This is a genomic window from Variovorax paradoxus (genome assembly GCF_024734665.1).
GTDB lineage: Bacteria > Pseudomonadota > Gammaproteobacteria > Burkholderiales > Burkholderiaceae_C > Variovorax.
Genome location: NZ_CP102931.1, coordinates 69,825 through 92,836, shown reverse-complemented (window position 1 = coordinate 92,836; position 23,012 = coordinate 69,825). Strand labels below are relative to the sequence as shown.

The window sequence follows — 23,012 nt, the reverse complement described above, 5'->3', positions numbered from 1 at the left end:
TCTCCTCGGTCGTTGTTTGTTCGAAGGCGCAGGATAGCGCCCGCTTCAGCGCGCGGCCAGCAGCGGCGGCAGGTGCTCGGCGAGCCAGTCGATCACCACCCGCGTCTTCAGCGGCAGGTAGCGGCTGCGCGAGCGGATCACGTGCAGCGCGAAGCCGAAGGGTTGCGGCTCGTCGAACACGCGCACCAGCGTGCCGGCCGCGAGCGCATCGGCCGCAAGCCACGCGGGCAAGCGCGCGAGGCCCATGCCGCCGATGGCGGCTTCGAGCAGCACCTCGGCGCTGTCGCAGCGCAGCCGCGAAGGCAGCGTCACGTCGACAAGACGGCCTTCGGCATCATGGAAGCGCCAGGACGAGATCTGGCCGTCGCGCGCATAGAGCACGGCCTCGTGCGGCGCCTTCAGGTCGTCGATGTTTGCGGGATGCCCGTGTTCGGCCAGGTAGGCGGGCGAGGCGCACAGCGCCATCCACTGCATGCCGACAGGCCGGGCGACCAGCTCCGCGCTGTCGGCGAGTTCACCGCTGCGGATGGCCAGGTCGAGCCCCTCCTCCACGAGATCCACGCGCCGGTCGTTGAACGAGAGTTCGAGCGAGAGCTGCGGATGGCGGCGCGCCAGCGCCAGCAGCAGCGGCCCGACCTTCAGCCGCCCCAGCATTGCCGGCATGCTCAGGCGCACGAGGCCCGAGGCGGTGCTGCGCGCAACGTCGGTCACGGCTTCGGCCGCGTCGAGTTCGGCCAGCACGCGGCGGCAGCGCTCGTAGTAGCCGTGGCCCTCCTCGGTGAGGCTCTGGCTGCGCGTGGTGCGCAAAAAGAGCCGCGTGTTCAGGCGCGCTTCGAGCCGCGCGATGCTCTTGGCGACGGCCGAGCGCGTGACATGCAGGCGCTGCGCGGCCAGCGCGAAGCTGCCCGCCTCGGCCGCCGCGACGAATTCTTCGATGCCCTGCAGACGTTGGCCCATTGGAGACTTTTAAGCACCAGTGAAAAGAAAATTATCCGCCACCGGGTATCTGGCATCGTCAATAGCATGAAAGCTCCTCGTCTTTCCCGGAGTCTTTTTCATGCAAGAACCTCGAACGCTGCGCCGCTGGCAGCTCCCCACGCTCGGCCGCGCCCACCTCGAACAGGCCGAAGCGCCGTTGCCCATGCCGGGCGCGAACCAGATCCTCGTGAAGGTCGGCGCGGTGTCGCTCAACTACCGCGACCTGCTGATGATTCGCGACGGCATGGGCATGGCGCTCGAGCTGCCCTTCACGCCCGGCTCCGACATGGCGGGCACCGTGGCGGCCATCGGCCCGGGCGTAACGCGCTTCGCCGTCGGCGACCGGGTCGTCAACACCTTCTGGGGCGGCTGGATCGACAGCCACTGGCATGCGGAGGCCACGCTCCTCGGCGGGCCCGGCCCCGGCATGCTCGCCTCGCACGTGCTGCTCGACGCCGCCTGGGCCGTGGCCGCGCCCACGACGGTGAGCCTGGCCGAAGCCAGCACGCTGCCGTGCGCGGGTCTCACCGCATGGTTCGCGCTCGCCGAGACCGGCGCGTTGCGCGCGGGCGAGACGGTGCTGATTCACGGCACCGGCGGCGTCGCGCTGTTCGGCCTGCAGATCGCGCGGCTGCATGGCGCACAGGCCATCGTCGTCACGGGCAGCGAAGACAAGCGCGCACAGGCGCTGGCACTCGGCGCCACGCACGTGCTGGCGCGCGACGGCGACTGGCCCGCCGAAGTGCGCAGGCTCACGCAAGGTCGCGGTGCCGACCACGTGCTCGAACTCGCGAGCGGCCCCAACCTCGATCGCTCGCTGCAGGCCGTGAAGCAGGGCGGTCGCGTGTCGATCATCGGCATGCTCGGCGGCGAGACGCTGAGCGCGTCGTTCTATGCGATGGTGCTGGGCCGCGTGACGGTGCAGGGCATCGGCGTGGGCCACCGGCGCGCGCTCGAAGACCTGGTGCGCGCCGTCGATGCAAATGCGCTCAAGCCGGTGATTGCCGCGCAGTACGGCTTCGATGCACTGCCCGCCGCGCTCGATCATCTCGAGCGCGGCGCGTTCGGAAAGATCGTCGTGACGCTCTGAACGAAGACGCAACGCAGTTGCGGCGCCGCACAAAAGCCGCGCCATCCGTGAACAGGTTCCGTTAGTACGAATTACACGCTCGACGCCCCCTCCTGGCGTTCCTAGAATCCGCCCGCGCACGGCTTCGTGCATTGCGCGTTTTCTCAACTTCAGGATGGAGAGTTATGGAACACAGTACCTACAAAAAATGGTCGGCCGAGTTCATTGGTACTTTCTGGCTCACGCTCGGAGGCTGCGGAAGCGCAGTTCTGGCAGCGGCCTTTCCGGGTGTCGGCATCGGCCTGCTCGGGGTCTCGCTGGCCTTCGGTCTCACGGTGGTGACGGGCGCCTATGCACTGGGCCCGATCTCGGGCGGGCACTTCAACCCTGCCGTGTCGATCGGCCTTGCGGCCGCGGGCCGCTTCAAGGCCTCGCAGCTCGCGGGCTACATCGTGGCGCAGGTGCTCGGCGCCATCGCGGCGGCCGGTGTGCTGTATCTCATCGCCACGGGCAAGCCGGGCGCTGACATCGGCGGCTTCGCCACCAACGGCTATGGCGAGCACTCGCCCGGCAAGTACGGCATGACGGCCGCATTGCTATGCGAAGTGGTGATGACGGCCGTGTTCCTGATCGTGATCCTCGGCTCCACCGCCAAGCGCGCGGCCGGCGGCTTCGCAGGCCTTGCGATCGGCCTGTGCCTCACGCTGATCCACCTGATCTCGATCCCTGTGACCAACACTTCGGTCAACCCGGCGCGCAGCACGGGCCCGGCCCTGTTCGGGCCGTCCTATGCGGTGTCGGAACTGTGGTTGTTCTGGGCGGCGCCCATTGCGGGTGCCATCATCGGCGCGGTGATCTACCGCGCCCTGCTCAGCAACGGCAACGACGACTGATCGCTGATCGTCGTCATCACCGGCAGCGCAGCTTCAGTTCAGCTGCCGCTGCCCGACTTCACCATCGGCAGTGAAGTCGATTGCCCGATCGGCTCGGTGCCGCTCGGATGCGACGCCCCATAGGCGCCAGCCTGGATGTCGGCCACCGGCATCGTCGAGCTCATCGCGGGTGCGCTGGTCGACTGGCCCATTGGCTCGGTGCCGCTCGGACGGGCTGCGGCCATCGCGCCGGCCTGGACGTCCGGGTTCGCGGGCGAATTCATCTGCAGCGGATGGAAATCCGAACCATCGGTGGTTTCGGCCGATGCGGTGACGGCGCCCATGGCTGCCAGCGCAGCAAAGGAACCGACGGCGAGAAGCTTGAAGGAAGTGCGCATGACGTGTTCTCCTGATTGCAGGTTGTCCCCGGTCACGTGCCATCGCGCGAACTGCGCGTGGCAGGACCTGAGTGCACTCTAGGCACGCAGACTGAGGTGAATGTGAGGGAAGAGTTAGGCGCGCGTGAGCGGCGCGCTTTTTCCTGAAACTTTGGACCGCAGGTGCCTCGCGTGCCGGCAGGCCTCCGCTACGCCGGCAGCACAGGCAGATGCACGCGCGCCATCAGCCCCGGCCCACCGGTGCGATTGCGCAGCTCGATGCGCAGGCCATGCCGCTCGGCCGCCGTGCGCGCAATCGCCAGCCCCAGCCCGCTGCCGCCGGCCACTGCGCCGGGCACGCGGAAGAAGCGATCGAACACGCGGCCGATGGCGGCCTGCGGAATACCGGGGCCGTTGTCGAGCACGTCGACCACCGCGTGGCCCTCGACCTCGTGCAGCTTCACGTCGACCACGCCGCCTTCGGGCGCGTAGCGCAACGCGTTGTCGATCAGGTTGTCGAACACGCTGCGCAGCTCGGCCGCGGGCGCGAACACCACCGCGGCAATGCTGCCTTCGAAGCCGATGTCCACGCGCCGCGCATCGGCCAGCACCATCAGCTGGCTCACGCTCTCGCGCAGCAGCACTTCGATGTCGACGCGCTCGCGCGCATTGCCGAGGCTCTGCGGCGCGTCCTGCCGCGAGAGATGCAGCAATTGCTCGATCAGGTGCTGCGCGCGCGTGACGCCGGCCTCGAGCTGGTTGAAACGCTCGGTGGCCTCGCCGGCCGGTACGTGCGCGCGCAGGTTCTCGATCTGCAGGCCGATGGCGGCCATCGGCGTGCGCAGCTCGTGGGCCGCGTCCTGCACGAAGCGCCGCTGCGTGGCGAAGGCATTGCGCACGCGCGTCAGCAGGTTGTTGAAGGCGCCCACCAGCGGCGCGATCTCGTCGGGCACGCGTGCGAGCGACAGTTCGGTGGGGCTGCGCTCGTCCTGCGAGGCCACGTCGCGCGCCACCGCGCGCAGCGAGCGCGAAGCCGCCGACACGATGATCCACAGGATCAGCAGCGCCAGCGGCAGCAGCAGCGCGATCGGCAGACCTTCGAACATTGCGCGGCGCAGGGCGCGGCGGCGGCGGTAGTCCTCGTTCTGCAGCACCTGTACGCGCGGCTGGTCGGCACGCGGGCCGGGCTTGGCGGTGAACACGCGCCAGTCGGAACCCGCATGCGTGCCCGTGTTCACGTCGCCGAAGCCGGGTTGGGGTTGCAGTGGCACCGTCAGTACGGGCCATGAGGTGGCGCGCAGCGTCTGGCCGTCGGCACTCCAGATCTGCACGATGAAAGCGCCGCGCGAGAAGGCGGCCTCGCCGTCCATCGGGTGCGGCAGCTTCTGCGGATCGCTGCCTTCGTACGACTCGGCCACCAGGCGCATCTGGTCGTCCAGCGCGTTGTGCACGAGGTTGCCGTAGGCCTCGAAGGAGAACCACGCCGTGAGCACGGCCGCGCCCAGGTGCAGCGTGATGAGCCACAGCAGCAGTTGCGTGCGCAGCGAGCGCGGCCGCCACCAGCGGCCGCCGCTGCGCGGAGCTCCGGTCATGCAGCTACGCGCCAGCCCAGGCCGCGCACGTTGCGGATCGCATCCGCACCGAGCTTGCGGCGCATGCCGTGGATCAGCACGTCGATTGCGTTGCTGGTGACTTCCTCGCCCCAGCCGTAGATGCGGTTTTCGAGCTGCTCGCGCGAAAGAATGGCGCCGGGCCGCTCCAGCAGCGCATGCAGCAGCGCGAACTCTCGCGCAGTGAGCGCCTCGCGCGCGCCGTTGACCACCACTTCGCGCGTGGTGAGGTCCAGCTGCAACGAGCCGCTGCCCACCAGCGAATGCGCGGCGCCGTCACGGCGGCGCACCACGGCGCGCATGCGCGCGAGCAGCTCGCGGAATTCGAAAGGCTTGAGCAGGTAGTCGTCGGCGCCGAGGTCGAGGCTGTGGATGCGGTCGTCGAGGCCGTCGCGCGCGGTGAGCACCAGCACCGGGGTGGCATCGCCGCGTTCGCGGGCGCGGCGCAGCACTTCGGTGCCGTCCTGCTTCGGCAGGCCGAGGTCGAGCAGCACGCAGGTGTAGCCGCCGTCGCCCAGCGCGCTCTGCGCCAGTTCGCCGTCGCGCACCCAGTCCGCGGACCAGCCCGCGCCCTCGAGCGCCTGCTTCAGGCTGCGCCCGATCATTTCATCGTCTTCCACCAGTAGAACGCGCATCGCGGCGACTCCTTCGGCCGCAAGGTAGCACGCGACCGGGATGATCGGAAGTGTCTGCGCCGTGGCGCAGCGTAGAAACGAATACTTAGGGCACGCTTAGACGGCGGGTGCGCCTCGGGGTCATGGCCTGGTCATGGCCCGTTCAAGGCAGATGCACGGCATGGCGTTCACCCTCGCCGTCGGAGGCAAAGGCCAGCAGGTCGAGGGCTTCTTTCTCCACACCAGCGCGGTCGGCCTTCGACCAGCGCGTGAACGGCTCCAGCACCATGGTGGCGGCGTTCTTCGCGCGCTCGATCTTCCAGACGCCCGCCACGAACCCGTCGAGCAGCACCGTGCCGCGCACGATGCCGTTGACGGTGAACACGCGGGCACGGTGCGCCTCGCTGAGCACGCGGCTGCGGTCGGCGTGGGAGAGCAGCAGGTTGTCCCACTCGGCCACGAGGCGCGGCGGTGCGGGCGTGTCGGGGTCGGGGCGCGGCGCGCGGGACAGGTCGAACAGTTCCTGGCCGTCTTCGCCGGTAAACACGCGCAACTGCGGCCGCAGGCGCTCGGCCACGGCCTTCCATCCGGTGAGGCCCGACCAGGCGCCGGCGTCGGCCAGCGTGGCGGGGCCGAAGGCGGCGAGGTAGCGCAGCAGCAGGTCGTCTTGCGTGGCCGGGACAGCATCGATAACGCCCAGCCAGTCGTCGAGAGGCTGCAGCAGCGCGCTCTGGTGCGAGTTCCAGGTGCCGGCGGGCGGCAGATGCGCCAGCGGCACGTTGTTGCGGATCAGGCCGGCCAGCGAGGCCGTCTCGCGGCCCTTCCATCGCAGGCCGAGAGCCTGCCCGAGTTCGGCGCTGGCGTGCGGCCGTTCGGCGAGCAGTGCACGCCCCGCCTCGACCACCGCCGCACGGTCGATGCCGTCGAGCGCCTTCTTGTGATTGCCCAGCAGGCCGCGCTGGTGCACGGGCTCCAGCAGCGGACGCCACGCCAGCGCGTCGCTCGCGGTCATCAGGTGCAAGGTCGCGCGCATCGTCGACATGCGCACGATGCGGCGCTTGCGCATTGCTTCGGTCAGCTGTTCGCGTTGAAAGCCTTCGAGCCGGCTCCAGAGGCCGATGTAAGGCGGGTTCGGCGCCTGTGCCTGCAGGCCGGCCAGTCGTTCGACGGCTTGCGTCACCGTCAGCCTGCGCCGTGCCAGCAGCATCTGCCGCGCCAGCGTGGCGCGGTTCAGCGCGCGCAGGCTCAGAACTTCTCGTGCGGCCCGAGGTAGCGCCATTGGCCCACTGGCAGGTTGCCGAGCATCACCTTGCCGATGCGCACACGCTTCAGCCCCACAACCTTCAGGCCGACCAGCTCGCACATGCGGCGGATCTGCCGCTTCTTGCCCTCGGTGAGCACGAAGCGCAGCTGCTCGGGGTTCTGCCATTCGACGCGCGCCGGCTTGAGCGGCTGGCCGTCGAGGCTCAGGCCGTGTCGCAGCCTGGCCAGCATGGCCGGTGGAAAGACCGCCTGCACGTTGGTGGTGATGGGGTCGTCGTCGTCCATGCGCACCAGCTGGCCGGTGGGCGCGGGCTGGCCCAGGCCGTGGTACGCCACGCGCACCAGGTATTCCTTCTCCATCACGGAGTCTTCGCCGATGAGCTGGCGCGCGATGCGGCCGTCCTGCGTCATCACCAGCAGGCCGATTGAGTCGATGTCGAGCCGGCCGCATGGCGCCAGGCCGCGCAGCTGCTGAGGGTTGAAGAAGAAGCGCGCGTTGTCTTCCGCCCAGCGGTTCTGCGGCGTGAACAGCGTGACCGCCGGCTCGTGGCCGTCCTCGGCCTGCCCGCTCACGTAGCCGATAGGCTTGTTGATGAGGATGGTGACCTGGTTCGCTTGCTGGCCCTTGGCGGCCTTGTCGATCTCGATGCGGTCGGACGGCGTGACCTTCACGCCCATCTCGGCCGGCTTGCCGTTGACCTTCACCCAGCCGTTGGCGATCCACTCGTCGGCCTCGCGGCGCGAGCACATCTTGAGCTCGGCCATGCGCTTGTTGAGGCGAACGGCATCGGTAGGGGGGGAAGAGGGCTCGGTCATCGGAGGCTTGATCAATGTGCGGCACCGATGCTATCCTGAACGCAAGCGCGAGTTGATCGCGCCCTTTTTGGGGGATTCCCAAGTGAGCACACGCAAGTACCAGTACGCCATCGTCATCGGGCGTTTCCAGCCCGTTCATTTCGGACATCAACGACTCATCGAAGAAGGCCTTCGCGCCGCCGATCGGGTCATCGTGGTGGTCGGCTCCGACCGCAAGCCACGCAGCGTCAAGAACCCCTTTACCTTCGACGAACGCGAACGCATGGTGCGCGCCTGCCTGCGCGGCACCGAGCAGATGCGCGTGAGCGTGGTCGGCGTGGGCGACTCGCCCTACAACGACCAGATCTGGATCGCGTCGATCCAGTCGGCGGTCGAACGGCTCATCGTGCAGGACGGCCATGCACCCGCCAAGGCCAGGGTGGCGCTGGTGGGGCACCTGAAGGACGCATCGAGCTACTACCTCAAGCTCTTTCCGCACTGGGAGTTCGTCGGCCAGAACAGCGTGGAAAGCCTGAACGCCACCGACGTGCGCGGCCTCTATTTCGACCCCGAGAACCGCGGCCAGCTCGCACGCGCCGACCTGCCCGACGGCACCGCGGCCTTTCTCGAACAGTTCACCACCACGGCCGACTACGCGGAGCTCTGCGAAGAGCGCGCCTTCCTCGTCGACTACCGCGACAAGTACCGCTATGCGGGCAGCGACTTTCCGCCGATCTACACCACGGTCGACGCCATCGTGGTCGAGGCCGGCCACATCCTGTTGGTGCAACGTAAGTTCCATCCCGGCAAGGGCACCTGGGCGCTGCCCGGCGGCTTCGTCGGTCAGCACGAGCGGCTGCAGGACGCGGCCATTCGCGAGCTGAAGGAAGAAACCCGGCTCAAGGTGCCTGTGCCCGTGCTCAACGGCAGCATGAAGGCCAGCCATGTGTTCGACGCGCCCGACCGCTCGCAGCGCGGCCGCACCATCACGCACGGCTTCTTCTTCGAGCTGGCGCACAACCAGTGGACGGGTCTTTCAGACGTGCGTGCCGACGACGACGCGGCCGAGGTGCGCTGGGTGCCGATTGCCGAGTTCCTCGACATGCAGGACCACGTCTACGAAGACCACTTCTTCATCGCGAATCATTTTTTGGGTGGCCTGGGCAAGAACTGAACGACCAGGCTTTGTCAGCAAGAACGGCACCTGGTTGACGGGTGCCAACGTGAAAGGAGCTTTCACATGAACCGCAATCTCACCTCCTCGCCCCTGGGCAACAACCTGCTGCTGCGCACCGACTCCTACAAGGTGTCGCACTGGATGCAATATCCACCCGGCACGCAGACGGTGTACAGCTACATCGAATCGCGCGGCGGCATCTTTAGTCACTCGTTGTTCTTCGGCCTGCAGGCCTATCTGCGTGAATATCTGCAGACGCCGGTGACGCGCGATGACGTGGAAGAAGCCGCCCTGCTCATGGCCGCGCACGGCGAGCCTTTCAACCGCGAAGGCTGGCTGCGCCTGATCGAGAAGCACGGCGGGCTGATGCCGGTGCGCATCCGCGCGGTGCCCGAAGGCAGCGTGCTGCCGGTGCACAACGTGCTGGCGACCATCGAGAACACAGACCCCGAGTTCTTCTGGGTCACGAGCTTTCTCGAGACCGAGCTGCTGCGCGCCATCTGGTACCCCACCACGGTCGCCACGCTCTCGGCTGCCGCACGCACCACACTGCTGCGGTACCTCGAAGCGACTTGCGACGATCCGCAAGGACAGATCGCCTTCAGGCTGCACGACTTCGGCGCGCGTGGGGTGTCGAGCCTCGAATCGGCCGCGCTCGGCGGCATGGCCCACCTGGTGAACTTCATGGGCACCGACACGCTGGCCGCGCTGGTGGCCGCGCGCCGGTACTACGACTGCGACGTGGCGGGCTTCTCGATTCCCGCGGCCGAGCACAGCACCATCACGGGCTGGGGCCGCGAGCATGAAGCCGACGCGTACAGCAACATGGTCGAGCAGTTCGGCAAGCCCGGCGCGACCTTTGCGGTGGTGAGCGACAGCTACGACATCTTCAATGCCTGCGCGCGCATCTGGGGCGACGAGCTGAAGGCGAAGGTGGTGGCCTCTGGCGCAACGCTGGTGGTGCGGCCCGACTCGGGCGACCCGGCCGAGACCACGCTGAAGGTGGCGCAGATATTGGCCGATCGCTTCGGCACGACGACGAATGCCAAGGGCTTTCGGGTACTGAACAACGTGCGCATCATCCAGGGCGACGGTGTGAATCTCGACTCGCTGCGGCTGTGCCTGTCGAACTTCTTCCACAACGGTTTCTCGACGGAGAACATCTCCTTCGGCATGGGTGGCGGGCTGCTGCAGCAGGTCAACCGCGACACGATGCAGTGGGCGATGAAGTGCTCGGCCATGCAGGTGAATGGCGAGTGGCGCGACGTGTACAAGTCGCCGGTGGGCGATGTGAGCAAGGCCTCGAAGAAGGGGCGGCTTGCGCTGGTGCGTGATGCGAGCGGCGTCGAGAACACCGTGCGTGAAGAGACGCTTGCGGCAGGTCAGGTCGACCTGCTGCAGACGGTGTTCGAGAACGGGCGCATTGTCGAGAGCACCACGTTCGATGCTGTGCGTGAGCGCGCCGCCATCGGGGTGAACCAGTTCGTTACCTCGCGCGCGCCGCTCTGAGGCTGCTTCGGTCCTTCGGGGCGGGTGCGAATGACACCGGGTACTCCCCTCCGCGAATGTCCCCCGCCTTCGGCTCCTCCTTTATTTCGCTGCGGGGAGCACCCGGTGCCATTCGCACATGAGCGCGGCTGTTGTGCTGGCCGATCAACTACCGCTCTGAACGATCACGTCGATGGGGTGCCCTGCGCAGCGAAATAAAGGAGGAGGCCGCAGGCCGGGGGACATTCGCGGAGCAGGGCACCCCATCGGCGTGATCGCGCCCCCGGACCCTCAAAGGCCTGTGCCACACGGCATAGCCATAATCCGCCCAGACCGCCGAATCCATGACCAAACTCCTGATCCTCAGCGTAAGCGCCGGCAACGGCCACGTGCGTGCAGCACAGGCGCTTGCCGCCACCGCCCAGAACCTAGTCCCGCCCTGCACGGCGGTCCACATCGACGCGATGGCCCATGTGGCCAGCGGCTTCCGCAAGGTCTACACCGACTGGTACATCCAGCTCGTGAACCGCGCACCCGAGCTGTGGTCGTACCTGCACCAGCGAACCGACACCACGCCGCACCACGCGCCCTCGCAGCGCCTGCGCCGTGGCATCGAGCGGCTGAGCACCGGCGCGCTGGTGCGCGAAATCCGCCGCGAGAAGCCCGACGCCGTGGTCTGCACGCACTTCCTGCCGGCCGAACTGCTGATGCGCGAGCGCAACCGTGGCCGCATCGAGTATCCCGTGTGGCTGCAGATCACCGACTACGACCTGCACAACATGTGGCTGGTGCCGGGCATGGCAGGCTACCTTGCTGCAACGGAAGAAGTGGCGTTCCGCCTGCGGGCGCGAGGCATTCCTGCTGAGCGCATCCACGTCACCGGCATTCCGGTGATGCCGGCTTTTTCCGAGCCCGATGTGCCGGCGCTGGCGCGCAATACCTGTGCGGCGGAACTAGGCCTCGATCCTTCGCGCCCCGTGCTGCTGATGGCGTCGGGCGGTGCCGGCGTCGGTGATCTGCCCAGCATGGTCGAGCGCGTGCTCGGCCTGGGTGGCCATGACGGCAAGGAAGGCAACTTCCAGGTGATCGCCGTGGCGGGCCGCAACGTGGAGGCACACGGCAAGCTCGAAGCGCTGGCCAGGCGCTATCCGGGCCGCGTGGTGGCCATCGGCTTCACCAACGAAATGCACAAGATGATGGCCGCGTCCGACCTGGTGGTGACCAAGCCCGGCGGCCTCACGGTGTCCGAATGCATGGCGCTGGGCAAGCCGATGCTGCTGATCTCGCCGATTCCCGGGCAGGAAGAACACAACGCCGGCTTCCTGATGGAAGAAGGCGCCGCCTGGCTGGCTTACGACGCGATCGGCCTCGACTACAAGGTGGCACGCCTGATGGCCGACCCCGGCAAGCTCGCGACCATGGCCGCGCGCAGCCGGGCGCTGGGCAAGCCGCAGGCGGCGCGCGCGGTGCTGCAACACGTGCTGGGTGCCAAGGCGTGAGCGGCGCCGTCGAAAAGACGAGCGTGGCCCGCACGCTCGGTTATCTCGTCTGGGTGGTCGTCATGGCCTTCTTCTTCGCCAACGCCGAGATCCAGATCGAAGGCAGCGCGGGCTGGGCCACGTCGCTGCCGACCTGGCGCATCGAGAACAACATCTGGCTCGACATCTTCTGGGGCGGCCGTGCGATGACGGGCTATCACGCCTGGGTGTTCACCTTCATGGCGCTGGTGTTCTTCTCGCCGCTGGCCTTCAACGGGCGCTGGACGTGGCGCGACGTGGGGCTGGCGGTAGCGGGCCTCATCGTGTTCTGGGTCTGCGAAGACTTCACCTGGTTCATCATCAACCCGGCCTTCGGCTGGGAGCGCTTCAACCCGGTCGATGCGTTCTGGCACAAGCACTGGATATGGGGTGCGCCGGTCGATTACTGGGGCGGGCTCGCGGTGGCGCTGCTGATCCTTGTCACGCGACACTGGCCGCGCAAGAAATGACGAAGAAAACGAAACACAAGGCAGCAGCGGCGCTAGAAGAAGGCATAGCCGACCCGCGCCCCGGCCACTGGGCCGATCCGCTGGACGCATTGCAAGTCGAGAACCTGCACCGCATCACGCCTACGCTGTACCGCAGCGCGCAGCCGCGGCGCGCCAACATGGCGGCGCTGCAATCGCTGGGCATCCACACGGTGGTGAGCCTGCGCTCCTTCAACGACGACAGGAAGGTCTTCGCGGGCAGCGGCATCCGGCTGGTGCGCGTGCCGATCAACACCTGGTCCATCGACGACGCCAAGGTGCTGCGCGCGCTGCTCGCCATTCGCGAGGCCGAGAAGCACGGCCCGGTGCTCATCCACTGCATGCATGGCGCCGACCGCACCGGCGTGGTCGCGGCGGTGTATCGCATGGCGGTACAAGACTGGGACAAGGACAGCGCGCGCCACGAGATGCTGCGCGGCGGCTACGGTTATCACACGCTATGGCGCAACATTCCGCGCTACATCGAGAGGCTCGACCCGGTGAAGATGCGCCATGCGCTGGCCCATGCCCCGGTGGTGCCCATAGTGTCCTGAAGGCGCCAGCGCCTTTCGTACCCCGCTCCTATACTGGCCGCCCCGTGGCCACAGGCCATCTGCGAACCTTCTGAAAAGGGCTCTTCCATGGCACTGCAAATCCGCTCCCTCATTCGCGCCAGCGGCGAACTCGAACTCTCGCTGCACGACGACCCGATTCCCGAACCGCAGGCCCACGAAGTGGTGATCCGCGTCGAGGCGTCGCCCCTGAACCCGTCGGACCTGGGCCTGCTGTTCGGCGCAGCCGACATGAGCACCGCCAAGGCTTCGGGCACGGCCGAGCGCCCCGTCGTCACCGCCACCGTGCCCGAGCGCGTGCTTCCCGCGATGGCGGCGCGGCTCGACCAGTCGATGCCGGTCGGCAACGAAGGCGCGGGCGTGGTGGTGAAAGCCGGATCGTCGCCGGCCGCGCAGGCGCTGCTCGGCAAGACCGTGGCAGCCATCGGCGGCGCGATGTACTCGCAGTACCGCTGCCTTGCCGCCGCGCAGTGCCTGGAACTGCCGGACGGCACCAAGCCGGCCGAAGGCGCCTCGTGCTTCGTCAACCCGCTCACGTCGCTCAGCATGGTCGAGACGATGCGCATGGAAGGCCACAAGGCGCTGGTGCACACGGCCGCAGCATCCAACCTCGGCCAGATGCTCAACAAGATCTGCCAGAAGGACGGCATCGCCCTCGTCAACATCGTGCGCAAGCAGGAGCAGGAAGACCTGCTGCGCGGCCTGGGCGCGAAGTACGTGTGCAACGCGACCTCACCCACCTTTCTCGAAGACCTGACGCAGGCGCTGGTCGAGACCGGCGCTACGCTGGCCTTCGACGCCACCGGCGGCGGCAAGCTCGCAGGGCAGATCCTCGGCTGCATGGAAGCGGCCATCAACCGCACGGCCAAGGAATACAGCCGCTACGGCTCGACCACGCACAAGCAGGTGTACATCTACGGCGGCCTCGACCGCGCTCCCACGGAGTTCGTGCGCAACTTCGGCATGGCATGGGGCATGGGCGGGTGGCTGCTGTTCCCGTTCCTCGGGAAGCTCGGCGATGCCGGCACGCAGCGTTTGAAGGCGCGTGTCGTTGCGGAACTGAAGACTACGTTTGCCAGCCACTACACGCGTGAGGTGTCGCTGGTCGAGGCGCTGCAGCTCGATGCGATTGGTGTTTATGGGAAGCAGGCTACTGGTGAGAAGTTCTTGTTGAATCCGAACAAGGGTGTTGCGGGCCGAAAGAGTTCTTGACGGGGGCACGATCACGCCGACGGGGTACCTTGCTCCGCGAATGTCCCCCGGCCTTCGGCCTCCTCCTTTATTTCGCTGCGCAAGGCACCCCATCGGCGTGATCGTTCAGAGCAGTTGTTGATCGGCCAGCACAACGGCAGCGCCCATGTGCGAATGGCACCGGGTGCTCCTCGCAGCGAAATAAAGGAGGAGGCCAAAGGCCGGGGGACATTCGCGGAGGGGAGTACCCGGTGTCATTCGCACGCACCCCGAAAGTAGACAGAAATTAAAAAAGGGCGCCCCTCTCGGACCGCCCTTTCAAGACCATCAGCTCTTTACAAGCGTGGCCATTTCACCCGCAGGCGCCACTTCGTAGTGATCGAACTGCATCGTGTACTGCGCCCGACCCGAAGACAGTGCGCGCAGGTTGCCGATGTAGCCGAACATCTCCTTCAGAGGCACTTGCGCCTCGACGACCGCCGCGTTGCCGCGCACCGTCTGGCCGCGGACCATGCCGCGCCGCCGGTGCAGATCACCGATGCAATCGCCGAGGTAGTCGGCGGGCGTGATGACTTCCACCGCCATCACCGGTTCCAGCACCTGCGGCCCGGCTCTCGCCGCCGCTTCACGGAAGGCCGCAGCGGCGGCCAGTTCAAAAGCCATCGCCGACGAATCGCGCTCGTGATGGCTGCCGTCCACCAGCGTGGCGATGAAGTCCACGCACGGAAAACCGGCGACCACGCCCGATTGCGCGGCACGGCGGATGCCGGCCTCGACCGCAGGAATGAACTCACGCGGAATGACGCCGCCCACAACCTGGCTCTCGAAGGCAATGCCTTCGCCACGCGCACGGGGCGCGAGACGCAGCTTCAGCTCCGCGAACTGACCGGGGCCACCGGTCTGCTTCTTGTGCACATGGTGCACCTCCACTTCTCTTGAAATCGTTTCCCGGTAGGCAACCTGCGGCCGCCCCACCGACACTTCGACGCCGTACTTCGCGCGCAGCTTCTCGATGGACACATCGAGCTGCAACTCGCCCATGCCCGAGAGGATCGTCTGGCCCGATTCGGCGTCCTGCCTCAGTTGCAGGCTCGGGTCTTCCCGCAGCATCGCCTGCAGCGCCTTCGACAGCGCCTGCTGGTCGGCATGCGCCTTCGGCTCGATCGCGACGTGGATCACCGGCTCGGGCACGCTGATCTCCTCCAGATGCACCGGATGATTCCGGTCGCACAGCGTGTGACCGGTCAGCGTGTCCTTCAGCCCAACGATGGCAGCGATGTCGCCAGCCACGAGCTCGTCGCGCTCAATGCGGTCGTCCGCATGCACTTCGTACAGCCGCGCAGCGCGTTCGATGCGGCCCGTCGCGGCATTGAGCATCGTGTCGCCACGCCGCAGCCTGCCGCTGTAGACACGCACAAACACCATCGCGCCATGGTCGTCGCTGGCGACCTTGAACGCGAGCGCCGCGAACGGCGCCTGCGGATCGCAAGCCATCGCCACTTCACCGGGCTTCGGCAGCCAATCGACGATCGCGTCGAGCAGAGGTTCCACGCCGCGGTTGCGGTACGCCGAGCCTGCGAGCACGGGCACGAAGGCACTGGACAGCACACCCTTGCGGATGCACGCGCGCAGCACATCGGCCGACGGCTCTTGACCATTCAGGTAAGCGTTCATTGCCGCTTCGTCCTGTTCGACCGCCAGCGCCACGAGCCGCTCCCGGCAACGCTGTGCTGGTGCCAGCATCTCGGCGGGCACGTCGGCCACACGGTACGGCTGACTCGCATCGTCCTTGTCCCAGACGAGCGCGCGCATGCCAACCAGGTCGACCACACCGCGGAAGTCACCCTCCGCACCGATGGGCAGTTGCACGGCAACGGCCTTCACGCCCAGGCGCTCTTCTATCATCGCGACCACGCGCGGGAAGTCCGCGCCGAGGCGGTCTAGCTTGTTGACGAAGGCGATGCGCGGCACGCGGTACTTGTCCGCGAGGCGCCAGTTCGTCTCGGTCTGCGGCTCCACGCCGGCTACCCCGTCGAACACGACGACCGCACCGTCGAGCACGCGCAGCGAGCGGTTCACTTCGATGTTGAAGTCGATGTGGCCGGGCGTGTCGATCAGGTTGATCTGCGTCGCGTTCCAGTGGACCGTGATGGCCGCGCTGCTGATGGTGATGCCGCGCGTCTGCTCCTGCGGCTCGAAGTCCATGCGGGCCGTACCACGGCTGACGTCGCCGATGCGATGGCTCTCGCCGGCATAGAACAGGATGCGTTCGGTGGTCGTGGTCTTGCCCGCGTCGACGTGGGCAATGATGCCGATGTTGCGCAGGTTTCTGGGTTTCGGGTTCATAAGACGAATCTCTCTTTTCTTTCGGCCGAAGCTCGCTCTTTCGCGCTCTGCTTCGAAGGCCTGGTTGGCATGCGCCAGCCCCAGGCAAGAAAAATTCGCCTGAGGGCTAGCGACGAACGGTGTCGTGCAATCTGCTGATGCGGCGGCCGGAGCCCGGGCGCACGGTGTCCACGCTCCGGCGGAGGCGAATCGTGGCGATCAGCTTGTCGTAGGTACGCATGGCGTTGTGAAGGATGAAGTGCAAAAAAACAAAAACCCCGGAGGGACGAACCTGCCGGGGTTTTCAATACCGGAAGGCGCAACGCCTTCCGAACGCAATCGAGGGCGATATCAGGTGGCGATGCTCGCCTCGATGGCTTGGATGAATTTCATGGTGGGCTGGATTGTGGTGATGCCGGCGGGCAAAGGCAAGCGCGACGACATGGCCTGTTGGCTGGAAGTCACGGTGCCGCGGGAAGGCCTAGACCACCAACCGATACCCCACAGCAGTCTCAGTCAACAGATGCCGAGGCTGCGCCGGATCGGCTTCCAGCTTCTGCCGCAGATGCCCCATGTAGATCCGCAGGTAGTGGCTCTGGTCGGAGTGCGACGGCCCCCACACTTCGCGCAGCAGTTGGCGCTGCGTCAGCACGCGCCCCGCGTTCGCGACCAGCACCGACAGCAGGCGGTACTCGGTAGGCGTCAGATGCACCTCGACGCCTGAACGCCGCACCAGGCGTGCAGCGCGATCAAGCTCAATCTCGCCGAAGCGGAACAGCGCCTCGGGAGGCTCTTCGGTGCTGCCGCCTGCCGCTCGCGGACGGCGCAGGTTGGCTCGCACCCGCGCCAGCAGTTCACCGGTGCCGAAGGGCTTCGTCAGGTAGTCGTCGGCCCCTGCGTCGAGCGCGGCGATCTTGTCGGCCTCATCTGTGCGCGCCGACAGCACGATGATCGGCACAGCCGACCAGCCACGCACGTCGCGGATCAGCGAAACACCATCGCCATCGGGCAGCCCGAGATCGAGCACCAGCAGATCGGGTTGCCGCGTGCCGGCCGCCGCCAGTCCATCGCGCAATGTGCCGGCCTCATGCACCACCCAGCCTTCGGCCTCGAGCGCGCCGCGCACAAAGCGGCGAATCTGCGGCTCGTCTTCGATCACGATGGCGATGGGGGTTGGCATGGGTTCAGAGTTAGGCTTCTGCCGGTTCGGGAGGCTCGCGGCGGGGCAAAGTGACCGTGAATTCTGCACCGCCGTCGCGCGCATTGCCCGCGGCGATTTCGCCGCCATGCGCGTTCACCACGGCCTTGCAGATTGCAAGGCCCAGGCCCACGCCCGGCGTGGCCGATTCGACCTCGCCGCGCGTGAACTTGTCGAACAGCTTCTGCTCGTGGCCCAGCAGCGCGGCCGGCAGGCCAGGGCCGTGGTCGCGCACCGTCAGCACCAGCGTGCCGGGCTCGGCCCGTGCACCCACCACGATGGGTGGCGCGCCGTACTTGGTGGCGTTCTCCAGCAGGTTGACCAGCACGCGTTCGATCAGCACCGCGTCGAACTCGACCAGCGGCAGCTCGGGGTCGAGCGCGGTCTGCACGACGGTGTTGCCGAGCGACGTGCGCGCTGCGCGAATCGCAGAGCCCACCACCTCTTCCACCGACTGCCAGTCGCGTCGCAGGTTCACCGCACCGCCTGCAATGCCGCTTTCGAGCCGCGCCATGTCGAGCAGGTTGTTGACCAGCGCATGCAGCTCGTGCGCCTGCGCGACGATGGCGCGCGCGGTGTTGCCGTGCTCCTCGGGCGGCAGGGTCTGCAGCGATTCGGCCAGCACGATCAGCGCGGTGAGCGGCGTGCGCACGTCGTGCGAGATGGCGCCGAGCAAGGCGTTGCGCAGGCGCTCCGATTCCATCTCGACCACGGCCTGCTGCGCCACCTCGACGTAGTGCACGCGCTCCAGCGCGATTGCGATCTGCCGCGCCAGCGTGTCGAGCTGCTGCGCCTGTTCGGGAATGAGCAGCCAGCGCGGCTGCGCCGGTGACAGCGCGAGCACGCCGCGCACGCGCATCGGCGCCTGCAACGGCACGTAGTGCCAGGCCTGCGCCGCCAGCGTGGCGGTCGCAAGGCCGGCGGGCTGGGCGTGGCGGAAGGCCCAGTCGGCCACCTGCGGGTCGAAGCCCTTGGGAGGGTCGGCGGGCAGCATCAGCTGATCGGCCGCGTCGGTCACCAGCACCAGCGCATCGCCGCCGAAGTGGCCCCGCACGGCGGCAGCACCGAGCGTGACCACCTGCGAGCTTTCCAGCGCGGCCGACAGTTCGCGCGTGAGCTCGAACAGCGAGCGCGCGCGCCGCTCGCGGCTGGCCGACACACCAGCCGCGAAGCGCAGCCCCGCTGTGAGCTGCCCCACCAGCAGGCCGACGCCGAGCATGATCGCGAAGGTCAGCACGTACTGCACGTCGCTCACTGCGAACGACAGGCGCGGCGGCACGAAGAAATAGTCGAAGGCGGCGACGTTGAGCAAAGCCGCCAGCGCCGCGGGCCCGCGCCCGAAGCGCATCGCCACGCCCACCACGCCGAGCAGGAACAGCATGACGATGTTCGACAGCTCCAGCACGTGGGCCAGCGGCGTGCAGATCAGCGTGAGCGCGATGCTGGTGGCGGCGGCCCATGCGTAGGCGGGCCAGTGGGTGGGCGCCTTCTCGTGATCGTCGCTGTCGATGCGCATGCCCTCCAGCTGGGTGCGCGACAGGCGGCGCGAGCTTTCCGCGCGGGCCACTTCCATGATGTCGAGCGCGGGTGCGCGTTGGGCCAGCGCACGCGCCAGCGGCTGCGCTCCCGCGGGCCACCAGCGGCGCCAGCCGGTGGCGGGTTCAGCGCGCCCCAGCACCAGCGTCGCGCAGTTGAGCCGGCGCGCCTGCTCGGCCAGCTGCTCCGCCACGTCGGAGCCGGTGAGCACAGCAGTGGCCGCGCCCAGTTCTTCCGCCAGTTTGAGTACAGCAAGAGTGCGATCGCGCTCCACCGCGGCCAGCCGCTGCAGCCTGGGCGTCTCGACATACACCGCATGCCAGCGCACATTGAGCTGGCCCGCGAGCCGAGCGGCCGTGCGCACCGTCTGCGCCGCGCCTTCATGCGGGCCGACGCAGGCGAGGATCGCACCCGATGTGTTCCAGGCCTGCAGTTCGCGGCCCTGCCCGTTGCCGCCAACGCCCGACTGCTCCACGCGCCAGCCACGCACGTCGTCTTCCACATGCTCGGCGGTGCGGCGCAGCGCAATCTCGCGCAATGCGATCAGGTTGCCCTTGCGGAAGAAGTTCTGCGCGGCGCGCTCGGCCTGCTGCGGCATGTACACCTTGCCGGCCGCGAGCCGCGCCGTGAGTTCGTCGGGCGTGACGTCGACCAGCACCACCTCGTCGGCCTCGTCGAGCACGGTGTCGGGCACGGTCTCGTGCACGCGCACGCCGGTGATGGCACCGACCGTGCCGTTGAGGCTTTCAAGGTGCTGCACGTTGAGCGCAGACCACACCTCGATGCCCGCGGCCAGCAGCTCCTGCACGTCTTGCCAGCGCTTGGCGTGGCGCGAGCCGGGGGCGTTGGTGTGGGCTAGCTCGTCGACCAGCAGCACGGCGGGCTTGCGCGCGAGCGCGGCGTCGAGGTCGAACTCGGCGAGGGTGCGGCCGCGGTAGTCCAGCTCGCGCAGCGGCAGTGTGTCGAGCCCCGTGAGCAGCGCGGCGGTTTCGCTGCGTCCGTGGGTTTCGATCACGCCAATCAGCACGTCGCGCCCTGTGGCGTGCTCGCGCTGCGCGGCGCTCAGCATGGCCCAGGTCTTTCCTACGCCTGCGCTGGCGCCGAAGTAGATGCGCAGCTTGCCGCGCAATGCGCGCGCTTCGTCGTTTCGCAGTTGGGCCAGCAGGGCGTCGGGGTCGGGGCGGGAAACGTCGTTCATCGGCGGCACAGGTTAGCGCATCGGATTGAATGTCGACTCACCCTAACGACGTGCATGCGCGAGCCGCCCAGCGGATTCCGCGGAGCGCAGTTCTTCCGCCGTCAGCAGGTAGGCGGGGTTGTTGGTCAGTCGCTGTATGGCCAGGTCGATGAATGCCTTGGCGCGCGCGGGCTGGGCCGTGCGGCTTCCGTAGTAGACGAACACAGCCGAACGGTCGGCAGCGTGCTCGCTCAGCAGCGGTATCAGCCGCCCGGCCCGGATGTGCGCGCTGGCGCTCACGCTGGTCATCGAACCGATGACATGCCCGGCCAGCACCGCTTCGGTTTCCAGCGCTTCGTCGTTGACGCACAGTGCCGGAACGATGTGGTGCTCGACGACATCCTCCCCGACCTTCACGTACCAGGGCATGACCTTGCCCGTGCTGGGAAGACGGAAGCCGCTGCAGCGATGCGCGGCCAGCGCGTTCAGGCTGTCGGGCGCGCCGTGGCGTTCAAGATACGACGGGGCCGCGCAGACGATGAGCTGGAGGCCGAACAGCCTTCGCGCAATGACGCCCTCGGCCGGCGACGGGCCGACGCGAAAGCCCACGTCGACCCGGTCTTCCACCCAGTTGCCGATGCGGTCGTCCAGTTGCACATCGGGCTGCACTTCGGGGTAAAGCCGGCAGAACTCGTCGAGCAGGGGCCAGAAAACGGGAGCGAAGGTCGATCGCGGCCCCACGATGCGTAGCGGCCCCGCAATCTCGTCGGTCGCGCGGCGCGCCATGTGCAATGCGCGCTGCAGGCCGAGCAGCGCGGGCTGCGCGGCTTCCAGAAACTGCCGCCCCTCGTCGGTGAGCGCCATGCTGCGCGTGGTGCGATGGAACAGCCGCACACCGAGGTGCTGCTCCAGTTGGGCCAGGGCCTGGCTGGCGGCCTGCGGCGTCATCCCCTGCGCCGCGGCGGCTTGGCGCAGGCTGCCGAGCTCGGCCGTCTTGGCGAATGTGGCGATGGAACGCAGTTCATTGATAGGCATAAAGGCCTCCAGTGTGGCCGTCGATTATCAAGAGCAACTTGTCAGTGCATCAAGGCCGTTCCGCCTAGTTCGGCCCGGGGGTACCGGCCTACATTGGTGGATTGCAGTTGTTCGAGATGAAAGGCACGCGGCACGGCATGAATACCCCCGACGAACCCACCACCATCTCCAGGCGCGATCTGCTGATAGCCGGGGCCGCTTCGGCGGCAGTGGTCGCGGAGGCTCCTGCGGCCAACGCGGCGACGACACCCGCGCCAAAGCTCTCCGGCCTGTCGAAGACGACCATTGAAGTGAATGGCAGGACGCACGTCCTCACGCTGGACAACCGCACCACCCTGCTCGATGCGTTGCGCGAGCACCTGCATCTGACCGGCACCAAGAAGGGTTGCGACCACGGCCAATGCGGCGCCTGCACCGTGATGGTGGACGGCCGCCGCATCAACTCGTGCCTGACTCTGGCGGTAATGCACGAAGGCGCCAAGGTCACCACCATCGAAGGCCTTGGCAAGCCGGGCTCGCTGCATCCGATGCAGGCCGCCTTCGTGAAGCACGACGGCTACCAGTGCGGCTACTGCACGCCGGGGCAGATCTGCTCCGCCGTCTCCGTACTGAACGAGATTCGTGAAGGTATCCCCAGCCACGTGAGCGCCGACCTGACGGCCAGGCCCCAGGTCACGGTGGTGGAACTGCGCGAACGCATGAGCGGCAACATCTGTCGATGCGGGGCCTACAGCAACATCGTCGATGCGATCACCGAAGTGGCCGCGGGGAGAACGGCATGAAGTCTTTCACCTACGAGCGCGTGTCTTCGCCGACGGAGGCCGTCATGAAGGCGGCAAGGGTGCCGGGTGCACGCTTCATCGCGGGCGGCACCAATCTGCTCGACCTGATGAAGCTGGAGATAGAAACGCCCGCGCACCTGATCGACGTCAACGGCCTGGGCTTCGACAAGATCGAAAGCACGCCAGACGGCGGCCTGCGCATCGGCGCGCTGGTGCGCAACACCGACCTTGCCGCCGACAGCCGCGTGCGGCGCGACCACGGTTTGCTCGCGCGCGCCCTGCTCGCCGGCGCATCGGGCCAGCTGCGCAACAAGGCAACGACCGCGGGCAACCTGCTGCAGCGAACGCGTTGCCCTTACTTCTACGACACCAACCAGGCCTGCGACAAGCGCCAGCCCGGCAGCGGGTGCTCGGCCATCGGCGGGTACACCCGGCAGCATGCGATCGTGGGTACGAGCGATGCATGCATCGCGACGCATCCCAGCGACATGGCCGTCGCGATGCGCGCGCTCGATGCGACTGTGGAGACCATCCGCGCCGACGGCTCGCGGCGCACCATCCCCATCGCGGACTTCCACAAGCTGCCCGGCGCCACGCCGCATGTCGAAACCGCGCTGACGCCCGGCGAGCTGATCACCTCGGTCAAGCTCCCCGCTCCGGTGGGCGGCAGGCATATCTATCAGAAGGTGCGCGACCGGGCCTCCTATGCCTTCGCGCTGGTTTCGGTGGGCGCGATCGTGCAGCGCGACGGCAGCGCCCGCATTGCGGTGGGCGGCGTCGCGCACAAGCCGTGGCGCGTGGAAGCGGCTGAGGCCGAGATGCCTCGCGGCGCCAGGGCCGTGACCGCGGCATTGCTTGCCGGCGCCAAACCCACTTCGCAGAACGCCTTCAAGGTGTCGCTGGTCGAGCGCACGCTCGATGCGGTACTGACGCAAGCCAGGAGCTGAG

Annotated in this window: 20 protein-coding genes; 10 read left to right on the top strand and 10 right to left on the bottom strand. The window is 67.6% G+C overall.

The features are described from left to right. Positions 1 to 45 precede the first annotated feature (45 nt). On the bottom strand, positions 46 to 957 hold the full coding sequence (locus NWF24_RS00360; protein ID WP_258352443.1) for a LysR family transcriptional regulator: 912 nt from the start codon (positions 955 to 957) through the stop codon (positions 46 to 48). A 100-nt stretch (positions 958 to 1,057) separates the two neighbouring features. Here NWF24_RS00360 and NWF24_RS00355 point away from each other — a divergent pair, with 100 nt between their 5' ends. Together NWF24_RS00355 and aqpZ are read left to right on the top strand one after the other, a co-directional pair. Beyond that, a complete protein-coding gene (locus NWF24_RS00355) occupies positions 1,058 to 2,068 on the top strand; it encodes a zinc-dependent alcohol dehydrogenase family protein (protein ID WP_258352442.1) in 1,011 nt (336 codons plus the stop codon). Positions 2,069 to 2,232: 164 nt separating this feature from the next. Further along, positions 2,233 to 2,940, top strand: coding sequence for an aquaporin Z (gene aqpZ / locus NWF24_RS00350; RefSeq protein WP_093058653.1), 708 nt, complete (start codon positions 2,233 to 2,235; stop codon positions 2,938 to 2,940). A gap of 38 nt (positions 2,941 to 2,978) precedes the next feature. Here the strand turns inward: aqpZ and NWF24_RS00345 are convergent, their stop codons facing one another. The 5 genes from NWF24_RS00345 to NWF24_RS00325 form a co-directional block, all read right to left on the bottom strand. Then, the gene (locus tag NWF24_RS00345) at positions 2,979 to 3,317 is read right to left on the bottom strand and encodes a hypothetical protein (RefSeq protein WP_093179764.1); all 339 of its coding nucleotides are present in this window, start codon (positions 3,315 to 3,317) and stop codon (positions 2,979 to 2,981) included. A 188-nt stretch (positions 3,318 to 3,505) separates the two neighbouring features. Further along, entirely contained in the window at positions 3,506 to 4,888 is a 1,383-nt protein-coding gene (locus NWF24_RS00340) for a sensor histidine kinase (RefSeq protein ID WP_258352441.1), read from the bottom strand. Further along, a complete protein-coding gene (locus NWF24_RS00335) occupies positions 4,885 to 5,541 on the bottom strand; it encodes a response regulator (RefSeq protein ID WP_258352440.1) in 657 nt (218 codons plus the stop codon). Before NWF24_RS00335 ends, NWF24_RS00340 begins: the two co-directional genes overlap by 4 nt. A 142-nt stretch (positions 5,542 to 5,683) precedes the next feature. Continuing rightward, positions 5,684 to 6,799: a winged helix DNA-binding domain-containing protein gene (locus tag NWF24_RS00330; protein ID WP_258352439.1), complete on the bottom strand. Its 1,116-nt coding sequence runs from the start codon at positions 6,797 to 6,799 to the stop codon at positions 5,684 to 5,686. After that, a complete protein-coding gene (locus tag NWF24_RS00325; RefSeq protein ID WP_258352438.1) occupies positions 6,766 to 7,599 on the bottom strand; it encodes a pseudouridine synthase in 834 nt (277 codons plus the stop codon). The genes NWF24_RS00330 and NWF24_RS00325 overlap by 34 nt, the downstream gene beginning before the upstream one ends. A gap of 82 nt (positions 7,600 to 7,681) precedes the next feature. On the opposite strand from NWF24_RS00325, the gene NWF24_RS00320 reads away from it, so the two are divergent. The 6 genes from NWF24_RS00320 to NWF24_RS00295 all read left to right on the top strand — a co-directional run bounded on the left by NWF24_RS00320 (position 7,682) and on the right by NWF24_RS00295 (position 14,032). Further along, positions 7,682 to 8,752: a bifunctional nicotinamide-nucleotide adenylyltransferase/Nudix hydroxylase gene (locus NWF24_RS00320; RefSeq protein ID WP_258352437.1), complete on the top strand. Its 1,071-nt coding sequence runs from the start codon at positions 7,682 to 7,684 to the stop codon at positions 8,750 to 8,752. Positions 8,753 to 8,818: 66 nt separating this feature from the next. Beyond that, positions 8,819 to 10,264, top strand: coding sequence for a nicotinate phosphoribosyltransferase (locus NWF24_RS00315; protein WP_258352436.1), 1,446 nt, complete (start codon positions 8,819 to 8,821; stop codon positions 10,262 to 10,264). 323 nt (positions 10,265 to 10,587) lie between these two features. Beyond that, positions 10,588 to 11,742: an MGDG synthase family glycosyltransferase gene (locus NWF24_RS00310; RefSeq protein WP_258352435.1), complete on the top strand. Its 1,155-nt coding sequence runs from the start codon at positions 10,588 to 10,590 to the stop codon at positions 11,740 to 11,742. Further along, positions 11,739 to 12,230, top strand: a complete 492-nt coding sequence (locus NWF24_RS00305) for a hypothetical protein (protein WP_258352434.1) — start codon at positions 11,739 to 11,741, stop codon at positions 12,228 to 12,230. Before NWF24_RS00310 ends, NWF24_RS00305 begins: the two co-directional genes overlap by 4 nt. After that, positions 12,227 to 12,802, top strand: a complete 576-nt coding sequence (locus NWF24_RS00300) for a dual specificity protein phosphatase family protein (RefSeq protein ID WP_258352433.1) — start codon at positions 12,227 to 12,229, stop codon at positions 12,800 to 12,802. Before NWF24_RS00305 ends, NWF24_RS00300 begins: the two co-directional genes overlap by 4 nt. An 87-nt stretch (positions 12,803 to 12,889) precedes the next feature. Next, a complete protein-coding gene (locus NWF24_RS00295) occupies positions 12,890 to 14,032 on the top strand; it encodes a zinc-binding dehydrogenase (RefSeq protein WP_258352432.1) in 1,143 nt (380 codons plus the stop codon). 306 nt (positions 14,033 to 14,338) lie between these two features. Here NWF24_RS00295 and fusA read toward each other — a convergent pair whose 3' ends face one another. The 4 genes from fusA to NWF24_RS00275 all read right to left on the bottom strand — a co-directional run bounded on the left by fusA (position 14,339) and on the right by NWF24_RS00275 (position 21,282). Next, on the bottom strand, positions 14,339 to 16,357 hold the full coding sequence (gene fusA, locus NWF24_RS00290) for an elongation factor G (RefSeq protein ID WP_258352431.1): 2,019 nt from the start codon (positions 16,355 to 16,357) through the stop codon (positions 14,339 to 14,341). 460 nt (positions 16,358 to 16,817) lie between these two features. Beyond that, positions 16,818 to 17,516 (bottom strand): two-component system response regulator KdpE, encoded by a 699-nt coding sequence (gene kdpE, locus NWF24_RS00285; protein WP_258352430.1) that lies wholly within the window; start codon positions 17,514 to 17,516, stop codon positions 16,818 to 16,820. A 10-nt stretch (positions 17,517 to 17,526) separates the two neighbouring features. Then, positions 17,527 to 20,268, bottom strand: coding sequence for a DUF4118 domain-containing protein (locus NWF24_RS00280; protein WP_258352429.1), 2,742 nt, complete (start codon positions 20,266 to 20,268; stop codon positions 17,527 to 17,529). A 42-nt stretch (positions 20,269 to 20,310) separates the two neighbouring features. Further along, positions 20,311 to 21,282, bottom strand: a complete 972-nt coding sequence (locus tag NWF24_RS00275) for a LysR family transcriptional regulator (protein WP_258352428.1) — start codon at positions 21,280 to 21,282, stop codon at positions 20,311 to 20,313. A gap of 137 nt (positions 21,283 to 21,419) precedes the next feature. On the opposite strand from NWF24_RS00275, the gene paoA reads away from it, so the two are divergent. Together paoA and NWF24_RS00265 are read left to right on the top strand one after the other, a co-directional pair. After that, positions 21,420 to 22,064 carry an aldehyde dehydrogenase iron-sulfur subunit PaoA gene (gene paoA, locus NWF24_RS00270; RefSeq protein WP_258352427.1) on the top strand — a complete coding sequence of 215 codons (645 nt, stop codon included), beginning with the start codon at positions 21,420 to 21,422 and terminating at the stop codon, positions 22,062 to 22,064. After that, positions 22,061 to 23,011, top strand: a complete 951-nt coding sequence (locus NWF24_RS00265; RefSeq protein ID WP_258352426.1) for an FAD binding domain-containing protein — start codon at positions 22,061 to 22,063, stop codon at positions 23,009 to 23,011. Before paoA ends, NWF24_RS00265 begins: the two co-directional genes overlap by 4 nt. Position 23,012: the final 1 nt, after the last annotated feature.

Bases quoted from the DNA above. Each gene is read 5' to 3' on its own strand.
- NWF24_RS00345 (WP_093179764.1), bottom strand. From the start codon at position 3,317: ATGCGCACTTCCTTCAAGCTTCTCGCCGTCGGTTCCTTTGCTGCGCTG.
- NWF24_RS00360 (WP_258352443.1), bottom strand. From the start codon at position 957: ATGGGCCAACGTCTGCAGGGCATCGAAGAATTCGTCGCGGCGGCCGAG.
- paoA (WP_258352427.1), top strand. From the start codon at position 21,420: ATGAATACCCCCGACGAACCCACCACCATCTCCAGGCGCGATCTGCTG.
- NWF24_RS00335 (WP_258352440.1), bottom strand. From the start codon at position 5,541: ATGCGCGTTCTACTGGTGGAAGACGATGAAATGATCGGGCGCAGCCTG.
- aqpZ (WP_093058653.1), top strand. From the start codon at position 2,233: ATGGAACACAGTACCTACAAAAAATGGTCGGCCGAGTTCATTGGTACT.
- NWF24_RS00310 (WP_258352435.1), top strand. From the start codon at position 10,588: ATGACCAAACTCCTGATCCTCAGCGTAAGCGCCGGCAACGGCCACGTG.
- NWF24_RS00280 (WP_258352429.1), bottom strand. From the start codon at position 20,268: ATGAACGACGTTTCCCGCCCCGACCCCGACGCCCTGCTGGCCCAACTG.
- NWF24_RS00325 (WP_258352438.1), bottom strand. From the start codon at position 7,599: ATGACCGAGCCCTCTTCCCCCCCTACCGATGCCGTTCGCCTCAACAAG.
- NWF24_RS00330 (WP_258352439.1), bottom strand. From the start codon at position 6,799: ATGGCGCTACCTCGGGCCGCACGAGAAGTTCTGAGCCTGCGCGCGCTG.
- NWF24_RS00355 (WP_258352442.1), top strand. From the start codon at position 1,058: ATGCAAGAACCTCGAACGCTGCGCCGCTGGCAGCTCCCCACGCTCGGC.
- fusA (WP_258352431.1), bottom strand. From the start codon at position 16,357: ATGAACCCGAAACCCAGAAACCTGCGCAACATCGGCATCATTGCCCAC.
- NWF24_RS00300 (WP_258352433.1), top strand. From the start codon at position 12,227: ATGACGAAGAAAACGAAACACAAGGCAGCAGCGGCGCTAGAAGAAGGC.
- NWF24_RS00315 (WP_258352436.1), top strand. From the start codon at position 8,819: ATGAACCGCAATCTCACCTCCTCGCCCCTGGGCAACAACCTGCTGCTG.
- NWF24_RS00340 (WP_258352441.1), bottom strand. From the start codon at position 4,888: ATGACCGGAGCTCCGCGCAGCGGCGGCCGCTGGTGGCGGCCGCGCTCG.
- NWF24_RS00275 (WP_258352428.1), bottom strand. From the start codon at position 21,282: ATGCCTATCAATGAACTGCGTTCCATCGCCACATTCGCCAAGACGGCC.
- NWF24_RS00265 (WP_258352426.1), top strand. From the start codon at position 22,061: ATGAAGTCTTTCACCTACGAGCGCGTGTCTTCGCCGACGGAGGCCGTC.
- NWF24_RS00295 (WP_258352432.1), top strand. From the start codon at position 12,890: ATGGCACTGCAAATCCGCTCCCTCATTCGCGCCAGCGGCGAACTCGAA.
- kdpE (WP_258352430.1), bottom strand. From the start codon at position 17,516: ATGCCAACCCCCATCGCCATCGTGATCGAAGACGAGCCGCAGATTCGC.